16 protein-coding genes are annotated in these 13,047 nt (G+C 72.0%); 8 read left to right on the top strand and 8 right to left on the bottom strand.

The window, feature by feature from the left end:
- The first annotated feature begins 98 nt into the window (after positions 1-98).
- Entirely contained in the window at positions 99-287 is a 189-nt protein-coding gene (locus ACOBQB_RS18875) for a hypothetical protein (protein ID WP_423593194.1), read from the top strand.
- Between the two features lie 93 nt (positions 288-380).
- Here ACOBQB_RS18875 and ACOBQB_RS18870 read toward each other — a convergent pair whose 3' ends face one another.
- Positions 381-836: a hypothetical protein gene (locus tag ACOBQB_RS18870; protein WP_423593193.1), complete on the bottom strand. Its 456-nt coding sequence runs from the start codon at positions 834-836 to the stop codon at positions 381-383.
- Positions 837-1,058: 222 nt separating this feature from the next.
- The gene (locus ACOBQB_RS18865; protein ID WP_423593191.1) at positions 1,059-1,730 is read right to left on the bottom strand and encodes an ATP-binding protein; all 672 of its coding nucleotides are present in this window, start codon (positions 1,728-1,730) and stop codon (positions 1,059-1,061) included.
- Between the two features lie 158 nt (positions 1,731-1,888).
- On the opposite strand from ACOBQB_RS18865, the gene ACOBQB_RS18860 reads away from it, so the two are divergent.
- The 3 genes from ACOBQB_RS18860 to ACOBQB_RS18850 all read left to right on the top strand — a co-directional run bounded on the left by ACOBQB_RS18860 (position 1,889) and on the right by ACOBQB_RS18850 (position 3,963).
- Positions 1,889-2,749 (top strand): helix-turn-helix domain-containing protein, encoded by an 861-nt coding sequence (locus ACOBQB_RS18860; protein ID WP_423593189.1) that lies wholly within the window; start codon positions 1,889-1,891, stop codon positions 2,747-2,749.
- Between the two features lie 94 nt (positions 2,750-2,843).
- Positions 2,844-3,059, top strand: coding sequence for a DUF397 domain-containing protein (locus tag ACOBQB_RS18855; RefSeq protein ID WP_423598578.1), 216 nt, complete (start codon positions 2,844-2,846; stop codon positions 3,057-3,059).
- 46 nt (positions 3,060-3,105) lie between these two features.
- Complete coding sequence (locus ACOBQB_RS18850; protein WP_423593187.1) at positions 3,106-3,963, top strand: SAM-dependent methyltransferase; 858 nt, start codon at positions 3,106-3,108, stop codon at positions 3,961-3,963.
- A gap of 39 nt (positions 3,964-4,002) precedes the next feature.
- Here ACOBQB_RS18850 and ACOBQB_RS18845 read toward each other — a convergent pair whose 3' ends face one another.
- Together ACOBQB_RS18845 and ACOBQB_RS18840 are read right to left on the bottom strand one after the other, a co-directional pair.
- On the bottom strand, positions 4,003-4,482 hold the full coding sequence (locus ACOBQB_RS18845; RefSeq protein ID WP_423593186.1) for a DUF1772 domain-containing protein: 480 nt from the start codon (positions 4,480-4,482) through the stop codon (positions 4,003-4,005).
- A gap of 144 nt (positions 4,483-4,626) precedes the next feature.
- Entirely contained in the window at positions 4,627-5,310 is a 684-nt protein-coding gene (locus ACOBQB_RS18840; RefSeq protein ID WP_423593185.1) for a DUF2293 domain-containing protein, read from the bottom strand.
- Between the two features lie 96 nt (positions 5,311-5,406).
- Here ACOBQB_RS18840 and ACOBQB_RS18835 point away from each other — a divergent pair, with 96 nt between their 5' ends.
- Positions 5,407-6,042, top strand: coding sequence for a uridine kinase (locus ACOBQB_RS18835; RefSeq protein ID WP_423593183.1), 636 nt, complete (start codon positions 5,407-5,409; stop codon positions 6,040-6,042).
- 233 nt (positions 6,043-6,275) lie between these two features.
- Entirely contained in the window at positions 6,276-6,695 is a 420-nt protein-coding gene (locus tag ACOBQB_RS18830) for a CBS domain-containing protein (protein WP_423593182.1), read from the top strand.
- A 14-nt stretch (positions 6,696-6,709) separates the two neighbouring features.
- On the opposite strand, the gene ACOBQB_RS18825 is transcribed toward ACOBQB_RS18830, so the two are convergent.
- On the bottom strand, positions 6,710-7,873 hold the full coding sequence (locus ACOBQB_RS18825; RefSeq protein WP_423593181.1) for a magnesium and cobalt transport protein CorA: 1,164 nt from the start codon (positions 7,871-7,873) through the stop codon (positions 6,710-6,712).
- Positions 7,874-8,019: 146 nt separating this feature from the next.
- Between ACOBQB_RS18825 and ACOBQB_RS18820 the strand changes: the two genes are divergently transcribed.
- Complete coding sequence (locus tag ACOBQB_RS18820) at positions 8,020-8,850, top strand: methyltransferase domain-containing protein (RefSeq protein WP_423593179.1); 831 nt, start codon at positions 8,020-8,022, stop codon at positions 8,848-8,850.
- Positions 8,851-9,301: 451 nt separating this feature from the next.
- Here ACOBQB_RS18820 and ACOBQB_RS18815 read toward each other — a convergent pair whose 3' ends face one another.
- Entirely contained in the window at positions 9,302-10,267 is a 966-nt protein-coding gene (locus tag ACOBQB_RS18815; protein ID WP_423598576.1) for a carbohydrate kinase family protein, read from the bottom strand.
- Positions 10,268-10,290: 23 nt separating this feature from the next.
- Positions 10,291-11,202, bottom strand: a complete 912-nt coding sequence (locus tag ACOBQB_RS18810; protein WP_423593178.1) for a pseudouridine-5'-phosphate glycosidase — start codon at positions 11,200-11,202, stop codon at positions 10,291-10,293.
- Between the two features lie 131 nt (positions 11,203-11,333).
- Between ACOBQB_RS18810 and ACOBQB_RS18805 the strand changes: the two genes are divergently transcribed.
- Positions 11,334-11,699 carry a cupin domain-containing protein gene (locus ACOBQB_RS18805; protein WP_423593177.1) on the top strand — a complete coding sequence of 122 codons (366 nt, stop codon included), beginning with the start codon at positions 11,334-11,336 and terminating at the stop codon, positions 11,697-11,699.
- Positions 11,700-11,743: 44 nt separating this feature from the next.
- On the opposite strand, the gene ACOBQB_RS18800 is transcribed toward ACOBQB_RS18805, so the two are convergent.
- Positions 11,744-13,012 carry an MFS transporter gene (locus ACOBQB_RS18800; RefSeq protein WP_423593176.1) on the bottom strand — a complete coding sequence of 423 codons (1,269 nt, stop codon included), beginning with the start codon at positions 13,010-13,012 and terminating at the stop codon, positions 11,744-11,746.
- Positions 13,013-13,047: the final 35 nt, after the last annotated feature.

The raw sequence follows: 13,047 nt of genomic DNA, 5'->3' as shown, positions 1-13,047 counted from the left end.
TGTCAGTTCGGTCACGCCGCGAGTCCTGGAGGGTGCCGCGGGCGTTCTTCTCCGTACAGAGACCGCGCCGAACCACACCACACGGGGGCAGGAACACGATGAACGGACGACTGGTGCTGGAGCGTTTCCCCGCAGGCGGGCCCCGCGGGTCATGGCCCGCGGAGGAGTTCGCACGGGCCCGCCGAGCAGAAGGGCAGCCCGCGGAGGTCGTGATGGACCTCGCCTCCGACGCCTTCCTGGTGATCGTGCGCGTCACCGACTCCGAAGAGGTCCCAGCGGCCGCCTAAGCCGCCCGGCCCGCGCCCCGGCTCCGGGGCGGTGCCGTTGCGACCCCGGGCAACCCCTGCCCGCTCACCGGGCCCGGGGTCCCGCGCAGCACGTCACGCGCTCAAGGCCCGCGACCACCCCGGCGTCGTCCCCGTCGCGCGGCACAGCGCCAGGTAGAGGGGGATCGGCGGGGTGTAAGGGACGTCGCCCTCGGGGCAGTTGATCAGCACCGGGCGGCGGCGGCCGACGTCCCGCACGATCGCGCCCGCCGAGTACGCGACGGCCGCGGGCCACTCCATGGCGACGTCGGAGTCCGCGGGCACGATCCACCACCAGCGCGGCCCGTCCTCGTACACGCACCCCACGCGGGGCAGCCGGGACATCAGGCGCGGCCCGAGCACCGCCGGCACCGCCACCGCGTCGCGTCCGAGCGGCTCGGTCATACCCTCGGGCAGGTCGAGCCGCAAGGGTGGTGGTGGCGGAGCCCCGGCGAGCTGTCGCCGCCGGGAGAGCCGGACCAAAGTGTTCAGATCCAACGGCCGCACCGTACTCCCGCTACTCCCGCTCACATGCCCCCCGCCCGCATCACTGCCATGCTCGACTCACCCGTTCTCCGCACCTTCGGTACCTTCGGCACCTCTGGTGCCTTTGGCGTCCTCAGCGCCTTCAGTGCCTTTGGCGCCTTCCGTACCTTTGGCACTCTCGGTCCCGCCGTGCTGGTCCACGCCGGTCACGAGTCCTCGGCATTCGCGACACCGCCGGCGTGCTGATCCACGACGGCCGCGATCGATCTACACGAACCGCGACGTCTGTGACGCCTGTGATGCCTGCGACGCCTGCGACATCTTTTTCGTCTGTGACGCCTGTGACGCCTGTGATGCCTGCGACGCCTGCGACACCTTTTTCGTCCGTGACGCCTGCGACCTCTCCGAGGCCTGCGACCTCTCCGACGTCTGCGTCCTCTCCGACGTCTGCGACGCCTGTGTCGCCGTCTTCCGCAACTCCGCCCACACCGCGCGCCCGATACCGGGCCCCGCTTCGTGGACGCCCCACGCGCTGCTCACCGCGTCGACGAGAAGCAATCCCCTCCCGTGCTCCTCATCCACCCCCCTGTGCTCGGGGCGCGGCACGCCTGGCCCGCACCCTTCATCACGCACGGATATCCGCAGCTTCTCCGAGTCCGCGCAGAGCTCGCAGATGATCCACCGGCTCGTGGTGTGCACCACGGCATTGGTGACCAGTTCGGAGAGAACGAGTGCCGCCGCGTCGCAGGCGTCGTCGTCACGCACCGCCCACACGCCGAGCTGCGCGCGCAACAGGCGTCTGGCCTGCGCTACGGAGTTCGGTTGCGGGGCGAGGGCGAAACTGACGCAGACCTCGGCAACGCTCACAGGACGTGCCTCGGCGAGATCACCAAGACGGCCTTCGGCGGCTTCGGTTCCTAACGGCGCGGGCGGAGTCACGCTCTCCACTATCGCCCCGCCCAGAACACCTTGGCAAGAGCCACTCTGAAAAGTGCACAGTGGCGTGTTCCTCTGAGGCGGCGCATGGCACACTGCTCGCAACGACTCACGGTGCGGTGTGGGTTGGGGCAACGCGCAGTCAGGTGGAGGTAGGAGACGTGAGCGAACCGCGGTCCGCGCCGACCGTCGGCCAGGTCGTTCTCGGTCGTCGCCTCCAGGATCTGCGGGAACGCGCCGGCCTGAAACGCGAGGAGGCGGCGAAGGTCCTGCGTGTCGCCCCGGCCACCGTCCGCCGCATGGAGACGGCCGAGGTCGCGCTGAAGATCCCGTACCTCCAGCTGCTCCTGAAGGCCTACGGCGTGGCCGACGACGAGGCCGACGCCTTCGTGACCCTCGCCGAAGAGGCGAACAAGCCGGGCTGGTGGCAGCGGTTCCACGACATCCTGCCGGGCTGGTTCAGCATGTACGTCAGCCTGGAGGGCGCGGCCAGCCTCATCCGGTCCTACGAACCGCACTTCGTGCCCGGCCTGCTCCAGACCGAGGAGTACGCGCGCGGCGTGATGCTCTCCGGCGCCATCGGCCAGACCCGGCCCGCCGACATCGAGCGGTATGTGGCGCTGCGCATGGAGCGTCAGGCGCTGCTCACCCGCGAGGACGCGCCTCGGCTGTGGGTGGTGATGGACGAGACCGCGCTGCGCAGACCCGTCGGCGGCCCCGAGGTGATGCGCGAGCAGCTCGACCGGCTGCTCGAAGCCACCGAGATGCCCCATGTCACGCTCCAGGTCGCGCCGTTCGCGGCGGGCCCGCACCCCGGAACGTACGGACCGTTCGTGCTCTTCCGCTTCGCCATGGCGGAGCTGCCCGACATGGTCTATTGCGAGTACCTGACCGGCGCCGTCTACCTGGACGCGCGCAAAGAGGTGGCCACCCACCTGGAGGTCATGGACCGCATGGCGGCGCAGGCCGCCACGGCACAACGCACGAAGGACATCCTCCGGGACGTCCGCAAGGAGCTGTGACATGGACCGACATCGAGCAGGAACGCGCCCCGCCGGTCCGCGTTCACCCGCAGCCCGCGACGACTCGCGCACCGAGTCCCGGATCTACAACGGCATGCCGGCCCGCGACCTCGGCAACGACGGCTGGCACAAGCCGTGGAGCGGCGGCAACGGCGGGAACTGCCTGGAGGCCATGAAGCTGGCCGACGGCAGGGTCGCGGTGCGCCAGTCGGCCGACCCGGACGGCCCCGCGCTCATCTACACGCACGGGGAGATCAACGCCTTCATACAAGGGGCGAAGGCGGGCGAGGCGGACTTCCTGCTGTCGTGACCGTCATGTCCCTCCTCGCCGACCGCCGCTTACTCGTGGAGCCGCCATGACCGACCCGTCGCACCCCGACCCGTCGCACCCCGACCCGTCGCACCCCGGCCCGTCGCACCTTGACCCGTCGTACATCGACACCAGCAAGCCACACCCCGCACGGATGTACGACTGGTTCCTGGGCGGCAAGGACAACTACCCGGTGGACGAGGAGATGGGCCGCCAGCTCGTCGCCATGGACGGGCGGGTCCTGACGATGGCGCGGGCCAACCGCGCGTTCATGCAGCGCGCCACGCGCTGGCTCACGTCCCAGGGTGTCCGGCAGTTCCTGGACATCGGCACGGGGATACCGACCGAGCCGAACCTCCATCAGATCGCCCAGGGGATCGCCCCGGAGACCCGCGTCGTCTACTGCGACAACGACCCCATCGTCCTCGCCCACGCCGAGGCGCTGCTCCGCTCGACGCCGGAGGGCGTCACCGAGTACATCCAGGCGGACTTCCGCGAACCGGAGAAGATCCTCGAAGAGGCCGCGCGGATCCTCGACTTCGGCCGGCCGATCGCCCTCTCGCTCGTCGCGCTGCTGCACTTCATCGCGGACGAGGACGGCGCGTACGAACTGGTGGACCGCCTGATGAGCGCCCTGCCGCAGGGTAGCCACCTGATGCTGTCGCACGGCACGGGCGAGTTCACCCCGGACACGGCGCAGCAGGCAGGCGAGCTCTACAAGGCGCGCGGCATGACACTGGCCCTGCGCACACGCGCGGAGGTGGAACGCTTCTTCGAGGGGTACGAGATGGTGGACCCCGGAGTGGCCGTCATCGACCGCTGGAAGCCGGAACTGGGCGAGACGGCCCCGGAGACGGGGCAGGGGCCCACGCCGGGGTACGGGGCGGTGGGGCGCAAGCCCTGACTTCAGGTCGCACAACGCCAGGCCTCTCGCCAGGTCAGGTCAGGTCAGGGCGAGCGTGAAGCATGCCGCCGCGGCGAGTGAGGCCACGCCGCGAACGTGGTTCCACGCGGTCCACTCACGAACGTACGTACGCCAGTACGCCGCGCCCTCCGCGCTGTCCGGGTCGACCTCGGCGAGGCTGTCGTTGCGCGGGATGTTCGCGGCGACCGTCACGCCGAACGAACCGACGAGATACAGCGCGCAGCCGAGCAGCAGCTCGAAGGTGCCCTTGTCCGGCCAGAGCACGAACGTCACGACGGCGAGCACCGCGCAGAGCCCCGCCGCCCCCAGGAACAAGGCCATGAACGCCGGGTTGACCGCGGCGACGTTCATCGAGTTCATCGCGGCGATGCCCTGGGCGGGCGGCAGCGCGGCCAGGCCCTTCATCACGAAGGTCGAGAACGCGGCGAAGGCCCCGGCGACGAGACCGCAGCCGAGCGCCCCCAGCACGGTGAGGACGAAATACGGTCCGTCGATCATGGCAACTCCCGCGTGATTGGGGCCGTTACGCCGTTACGCCGTTACGCCGTTACGCCGTTACGCCGTTACGTCGAATGGGCGGGCCGCGAGTGATCCTGCACGGTGGCCCGCGTCCCCACAAGTCAATTGCCGGGGGAGGGGCGGTCAGTCGTCCGGGTGGACCGGGGCGTCGCGCCACCCCCGTAGCGTCGTCTCCACCAGAGGGGCGATCCGGCGCCGCGCCTCGCCGCGCGGCACCCCGCTCATCAGCAGTCGGTCATACGGCGTATCGGTGTGCCGCACCGCGGCGATGACCGCTGCCGTCACCGCCGCCTTCGAGAGCGCCCGCCCCGCCGCGCTGCGTCCCACCCGCCCGCTGCCCCGGACCGACGCGTGCGCGGCGATGGCGAGGACGCGCTCGGCCGGGCAACGCGGAAAGAGCCGCCGGATCTCACCGGCGAAGGCCGCGGTGAACCGCACGTCCTGCGCCGCCCGCCGCACCGCGTCCCGCTCTCTGCGCCGGGCCCGCGCCTCCGCGTCGGCGAGGCACCGCTCCTCGGCGTGGGCGAGGGCCGCCTCTTCGACCAGCACGCCCTGCCGTTCGTACCGGGCGCGGCGCCGGTGGAAACGGACGACCACGGCGGAGAGGCCACTGGCCTCACGCGCCCGTCGCGTGAGCGCGGTGTCGCCACGTGGCAGGTACATGAGGTGCCCGAGGTCGGCGCAGTCCAGGCAGCGCGGTTCGCCGCGTTCGAGGACCAGCAGCGGCAATGGCCCGGACCGGCACTCGACGCAGTGCCGCCGCTTCAGGGGCTGGAAGACCACAAGGCCACAGGAAGAGCTCGCCATGCCCGTGTCATTCCCCGCGTGGGGCGGGGCTCCCCGCATGGGGCCGGGAACTGCCGCCCCGGCCAGGTAATCGGGGCGCGGCGGCATCATGGGCCTGTGCGACTCGAACCGATCACCTGGGAACGCCTGTCCGACACCCTCGCCGACCGCCTGCTCGACCTGAAGACGGCGGACGGGAGCCCTTGGCCGCGCGTCGCCGTGGACGGGGCGCCGGCGGGCGCCCCCGGCGAACTGGCGCGGCGGGTCAGCGACGCGCTGCGCCTGCGCGGGCGGACCTCGCTCGTGGTCGCCACCGAGGGGTTCCTGCGGCCGGCATCCCTGCGTCTGGAGTACGGACATCAGGACGTGGAGGCCTACTACAGCGGGTGGTTCGACACCGGGGCGCTGTGGCGCGAGGTCCTCGGGCCGCTGGACCCGGGCGGCACGGGCCGTGTCCTGCCCGACCTCTGGGACCCGGCCACCGACCGCGCGACCCGCAGCCCATACGTCCAGCTTCCGCCCGGCGGCGTGTTGTTGCTGCACGGCCCGCTGCTGTTCGGCCACTGGTTTCCCTTCGACCTGACGGTGCACGTACGTCTCTCTCCGGGCGCCCTGCGACGGCGCACACCGGAGGCTGACCGCTGGAAGCTCCCGGCCTTCGAGCGGTACGAGAGGGAGACGGACCTGGCGGCCATGGCTGACGTGGTGGTACGGGCGGACGACCCCAGGCATCCGGCGTGGAGCTGGGGGTAAAGACCTGAGTGCGGCCGGCGGCGGTGAGCGGGAGCGGAGCGGGGAGAAGTTCCCCGGGCGCCTTGGCCCCCGGAGCCCCGTCGCGTGCCCCTGCGCAAGATCGTCACGTTCGCGCCCTGAGGCGACCGCCCGCTCCGGATGCGGGCAGCCGGGGGCGCCACGAGAATGAGGGGCACCGGGACCAGCGACGCGCTCGCGCCGCTCCGGACACTGCCCGGCCACGGGAGGTACCGATGACCACCGCCGGAGACATCATGCATCGGGGGGCCCAGTGGATCCCCCGGCACGAGACCCTGGACCGCGCCGCCCAGCTGATGCGCGACCTCGACGTGGGCGCCCTGCCCATCGGTGACGAGAACGAACGGCTCTGCGGCATTCTCACCGACCGCGACATCGTGGTCGGCTGTGTGGCCATGGGCCACGACCCGTCCCGGGTCACCGCGGGCGACTTGGCCCAGGGCACGCCCCGCTGGATCGATTCGAGCGCCGACGTCGACGAGGTCCTGCGGGAGATGCAGGGCCACCAGATCCGCCGCCTGCCGGTGATCGAGAACAAGCGGCTCGTCGGCATGATCAGCGAGGCCGACCTGGCCACGCACCTCACCGACGACCAGCTCGCGGGCTGGGTCGAGAGCGTGTACGCGAAGAACTAGCGCCCGCACGAAGCTCACAACCAGCCACTGCGCCGGAAGCCCCGGTACAGGGCGATACAGATCGTCGCCACCAGGCTCATCACCAGGGGATACCCGTACTGCCAGTGCAGTTCGGGCATGTGGTCGAAGTTCATGCCGTACATGCCGCAGACCATGGTCGGCACCGCGATGACCGCGGCCCAAGCGGTGATCTTCCGCATGTCCTCGTTCTGCGCGACGGTCACCTGGGCGAGGTGCGCCTGGAGGATCGAGTTCAGCAACTCGTCGAAGGCGGCGATCTGCTCGGTGGCCCGCTTCAAGTGGTCGTCGACATCCCGGAAGTACGCCTGTATCTCCGGGGCGATGACGCGCATCGGCTGGGTGGCCAGCACCTGGAGCGGGCGGCCCAGCGGCATCACCGCGCGCTTCAGCTCCAGCAGTTCGCGCTTGAGCTGATAGATGCGGCCGGGGTCGAGCCGCTCGCCGTCCGGGGCGAAGACCGCCGCCTCGACCTGGTCTATGTCGGACTGGACCGCGTCCGTCGCGGCGAGGTAGTCGTCCACGACATGGTCCGCGATCGCGTGCAGCACCGCGGCCGGGCCTTGGGCGAGCTGTTCGGGCGCGCTCTCCAGCTCCTCGCGCAGCGGGCCGAGCGAGCCGTGCCGGCCGTGCCGGACGGTGATGACGAAGTCGCGGCCCACGAAGACCATGATCTCGCCGGTGTCCACCACCTCGCTGGTCGCGGTCAGTTCGGTGTGCTCCACGTAGCAGACCGTTTTGAACACGGCGAACAGCGTGTGGTCGTACCGCTCCACTTTCGGGCGCTGGTGCGCGTACACCGCGTCCTCCACGGCGAGCGGGTGCAGGTCGAAGAGGTCGGCGATGCCGGCGAACTCCCGCTCCGTCGGCTCGTGCAGCCCCAGCCAGACGAAACCGTCGTCGGTCTTGCGGACGTGCTCCACCGACTCGACGAGGTTGCGGCCGACGGCCTGGCGCACCCCTTCGCGGTACGTCACGCAGTTCACCACCGACGAGCCCAGCGGGGAGCGGGCCGGGTGGCTCAGGTCGACGCGTGTGCTGCGGCGGCCCAGGCGGACCACCCTACGAAGGCTGCCGACCTTCCGCAGGCTTGTGACCCTGCCCAGGCTACCGGCCTTGCCCAAGCTTCCGACTTTCCGCAGGTTGCCGGCCATCGACATGTGGGGCTCCTCGTGCTGATGACGTGACGTGTCAGTCTGCCAGGACGTCCGCCACCCTGCGGAGCCCTGTGGGAACGGAATATTCCGCTCCGGAATGACCGGTTCTGCTTCCAGGGTGCAAGCCTGACAAATGGGATGATCTCGGCATGACGCGTATCGACGGTCACCTCCTCGACCCCCGGCGGCTCCCTGACCCCCGACATCTCTCCGACGCCCGGCAGGCCGAGGCGAAGCAGCGCTTCGCCGCTTACGCCGCCCTCTTCGACCCCACCACCTTCGGACACATCGAACGCCTCGGAATCGGCCCCGGCTGGCGCTGCTGGGAGGTCGGGGCGGGCGGCACCTCCGTGATCTCCTGGCTCGCCAAGCGGGTCGGCCCCACCGGCAAGGTCCTGGCAACGGACATCGACACGTCCTGGCAGACCAGGGCCGCGCGCTCGCCCCTGGAGGTGCGCACGCATGACGTCGCCGCCGATCCGCCACCCGTGGAGGCCTTCGACCTCGTGCACGCGCGGCTCGTCCTGGGGGAGGTGGCGGACCGGGAGCGGGCGCTGAAGACGATGCTCAGGGCGCTGCGGCCGGGCGGCAGACTGCTGATCGAGGAGGCCGACCCCGCGCTCCAGCCGCTGGCCTGCCCCGACGATCACGGCCCCGCGCAGGAGTTGGCCAACCGGCTGCGTCACGCGGTGCGCGCGCTGCTCGCGGAGCGCGGCGCGGACCTCGCGTACGGCCGCCGGCTGCCCCGGCTGCTGCGTGAGGCGGGCCTGCGGCAGGTGGAGTCCGACGCGTACTTCCCGCTGGCCTCGCCGGCCTGCGCGGCCCTGGAGACCGCGACGCTCCACCAACTCCGCCCGGCCCTGATCGAGGCGGGCCTGACCACCCCCGATGACGTGGACCACCACCTGTCCAACGTCACGACAACCCCCCTCGACCTGGCCGCCCCACCCTTGATCTCAACCTGGGGCAGAAAACCCTGACGCCCCCTCACCCGCGCCCCGAAAAGGGGCGCGGGAAACTGCGAGGGGCCCACCACAACCCGCACCCGCCCCCAAGCCACAGGACGACCCGACAGGCGTCCCCCAACCCGGCCCCTGCAAGGGGCGCGGGGACCTGCGCGACCAGCCCTCCACAACCCGCACACACCCCCCAGCCCAAGCCACCCTCCCCCCGGGGCCCAACCCCCAACCGGCGGACGTCCCCCGACCTCCACCCCCGGAAGGGGCGCGGGGAACGGCGCGACCAGCCCCCCACAACCCGCACACACCCGCAAGCCCAAGCCACCCTCCCCCCGGGGCCCAACCCCCAACCGGCGGACGTCCCCCGACCTCCACCCTCGGAAGGGGCGCGGGGACCTGCGCGACCAGCCCCCCACAACCCGCACACACCCCCAAAGCCAAACCACCCCACCCCACCCCACCCCACCCCCCGTCAAGACTCCGGCGGCCGACCCCCCACCCGCCCCACAGCCACCGCCCCCGCCCGACACCCTTCCCCCACAGCCCCCACGACCCCGACCCCCAAAATCCGCGAAGCGACAAACGCACCGGTGAACGCATCACCCGCCCCCGTCGTATCCCGCGCGCACACCCCCACCGAAGGCACCCTCCCGACCACCGCACCACCCCGCGCCACCACCGCCCCCTCCACCCCCGCGGTGACCACCACCAGGGAGAACCGCCGGCTAAGAGCCACTGCGGAATCCGCCAGGGACGCCGCCCCCACCACCCCCGCGAGCAACTCCGCCTCCCCCCGACTCGGCACCAGCACCGACACCCCCTCCACCGCCGCCAAGAACCGCTCCACGCCCAAGTCCCTCAGGAACCCCACCGACGCGGGGTCGACACTCACCGGCACCCCCCGCGCCCGCGCCTCCGCCATCGCCGCCGCGGCCACCGCCCGACTCGACTCGGCGAAGAACAGGTAGCCGGACAGATGCAGCCACGCCACGCCGTCGAGCAACTCCGGCGCCCAGTCGTCTGGAGAGAGCCGCAGCGAGGCCCCGCTGTCCGTGAGAAACGTCCGCTCGGCCCCCGCGCCCCCATCCACCAGGCAGATCACCGTCCCCGTAGGTTCTTCCGGGTCGACGACGAGCCGAGACCGCACCCCCGCGCGCGTGAGCGCCGCCTCGTGCCACGCCACGGAGTCCGCACCGACCCGCCCCAGGAGACGTACGTCCGGGCAGCCCCAATGCGCGGCCCAACACGCCACGTTGGCCCCCGCACCGCCCGGCACGGCACGGATCGCCGCGGCCGTGTCGGTGCCCGGCGCGAGCGGCTTACGGTGCCGGGCGACGATGTCCGTGACGACATCCCCGACGACGAGCAGACCTCCCGCCGGCCGCGGACTACCTGCGGGACGCGCACCCGCCGCCGGACCCAGGACCGGCCGCGCCATCCCCCGTACCGTCTCCGTCTCCGTCACCGACCCCGCCCCGCCCAGACCGCCGCGACCTGCCCGGCAAGCCGTACGTTGCCGCGGACCGCCGCGAGGTTGGCCTCCAGTGACGCCCCCTCGGTCCGCCGTACCAACTCGTCGAGCAGGAACGGCGTGATCGCCTGCCCCGTGATGCCCCGCTCTTCGCACGCACGGAGCGCCTCGTCGAGCACGCGCGCGTGGAGCGCGGGATCGAGCTGCTCGGCCGACGGCACGGGGTTCGCCACGATCAGCGCGGCCTCGGGCCCGCCGAGCGCGTCCTGCGCCCGCATCACCGCGGCGACCTCCTCGGGCGTCTCCAGCGTCCAGTCCACGCCGTGTCCGGAGTCGGCAAGGTAGAAGCCGGGGAAACGGTTCGTCCGGTAGCCCGCCACCGCGACCCCCAGTGTCTCCAGCCGCTCCAGCGTCGCCGCCACGTCCAGGATCGACTTCACGCCCGCGCACACCACCGTGATCCTGGTGCGGGCGAGCAGCCCCAGATCGGCCGACTCGTCCTGCGTCACCGTCCACTGCCGGTGTACGCCGCCGAGTCCGCCCGTGGCGAAGACCCGCACCCCGGCGCGCGCGGCCAGCAGGGCCGTCGCCGACACCGTCGTCGCCCCGCTCGCGCCCGTGGCGACGGCCAGGGGCAGGTCGCGGCGGCCCAACTTGCGGATGCCGTCTTCGTTCGCCACCCGCGCCAACTGCTCCTCGTCCAGGCCCACAAGGGGGCGCCCGTCAAGGACGGCGATTGTCGCAGGGAGGGCACCCTCCTCGCGTACGGCCGCTTCCAAGTCCTTCGCCACCTGGAGATTGCGCGGCCGCGGCAGGCCGTGCGCGATGATCGTGGACTCCAGGGCCACCACGGGCCGCCGCTCGACGACAGCCTTGCGAACCTCGTCGGACACCACCAGCACGGGCCTGCCTCCTGCCTGTCGGGTCTCCCCACATCCCTGGCGGGCGGCGTACCTCCCCAAACCCCTGCCGTGCGCGGAGAAGTCCGACCCCGGCCGGGGCGCCGCGCGAGTCCCGGCTAGGGTGACCGGCCATGACCACGAATGATCAATCTGTCCCGTCTTTCGCCGTGCACATTCCGGATGCCGAATTGGAGGCCGAACCGCTCGACCCGGAGCAGATCGTCTCCGGCGACCCGGTGGTGACCGGCAAGGTGCTGTGGGAGTCCGCGGACGGCAAGCAGCTGCGCGGCATCTGGCAGATCACGCCGGGCGTGGTCACCGACACCGAGGCCAACGAACTCTTCGTGGTCGTCAGCGGCCGGGCCACCGTCCAGGTCGAGGGCGGCGACACCCTGGAGATCGGCCCCGGCGACGCGGCCGTGCTGCGCGAGGGCGACCGTACGACGTGGACGGTGCACGAGACACTGCGCAAGGCGTACCACATCACGCTGCCCTGACCTCTGCCCCGCCTCGACCTCCGCCCCGCTTCCCCGGAGGGGGGTCACGCCTTCTTGCCCGCCACCGCCCGGCGTACGGCGAGCGCGGCCATCGGCAGCAGGACGCAGACCCCGACGAGGTTCAGCCAGCCGTCGCCAGCCCGGGCCACGATCAGGCCCGCGAGTGCGCCGCCGATGCCCGCCGCCGCGTTCATCGTGAGGTCCGAGAGGCCCTGCACGGCGGCCCGGGCGGGCGGCGCCACCGAGTCGGTGAGCAGCGCGGAGCCGGAGACCAGGCCCGCCGACCAGCCGAGGCCGAGCACGAAGAGACCGGCGGCGGTCTGTCCGTGGCTCGGCCCCGCGGTGCCGGCGAGCAGCGCGGCGCAGCTCAGCAGTGCCACCGTCAGGCCGATCACGGACAGGCGGCCGAACCGGTCGGCCAGCCAGCCCATCACCGGCGAGAACGCGTACATGCCCGCGATGTGACCGCTGATGACCAGCCCGATCAGTTGCAGGCTCGCGCCGTGGTGTCCCAGGTCGACCGGGGTCATCACCATGATCGAGACCATCACCGTGTGCGAGACGGCGACCGTCACCAGCGCCAGGCGGGCCATCGGGGAGGCGGCCACGGCGGCGATGCCGGCCCGCAGCGAGCGGCTCTGCGCGGTGTCGTCCTCCTGCGGCGCCAGGGCGCGCGCGGTGAGCAGCGGGTCGGGGCGCAGCAGCACCCCCACCACGAGCGCGGCGACCGTGAAGATCCCGGCCGCGAAGAGGAACGGTCCCGCCGTCTCGGGGATGGCGGTGCCGGAGAAGAGCCGGCTCGTGGGCGCGGCGATGTTCGGCCCCAGGACCGAGCCGATGGTGGTGGCCCAGATGACGAGGGAGATGGCGCGGCCCCGCCGCTCGGGCTCGGCGAGGTCGGCCGCGGCGAAACGGGCCTGTAGCGTGGCCAGCGACCCCCCGCCGAAGGCCGCCATGCCGAGCAGCAGCAGCGGGAGGTTCTCGATGACGGAGGCCAGCACCACGAGCCCCGCTCCGAGCGCGCCGATCACATACGCGAGGACGAGACCCGCCCGCCGCCCGCGTGAGGTCATCAGCGCGGCGAGCGGCAGCGAGAGCAGGGCCGTACCGGCCACGGAAGCGGTGGGGGCGAGACCCGACAGCGCCTCGGTCCCGCTCACCTCGGTGGCGAGCACAGGGGCCAGCGCGATGCCGACCGGAATGCCGAGCCCGCCGAGGATCTGACTGGCGATCAGCACCGCCGTCGTGCGGCGGCGCAGGGCGGGCAGCGCCTCCGGCGCGGGTATGTCAGGGGCGTCGAGGGTCTTGGTCACTGACGCAGTGTGCCAGGGGCTCCGCGGACGCGGAA

This window comes from Streptomyces sp. G5(2025), from assembly GCF_049542075.1.
Lineage (GTDB): Bacteria > Actinomycetota > Actinomycetes > Streptomycetales > Streptomycetaceae > Streptomyces.
Note: the sequence above shows the minus strand (reverse complement) of the source record. Positions and strands in the feature narration are given on the sequence as shown.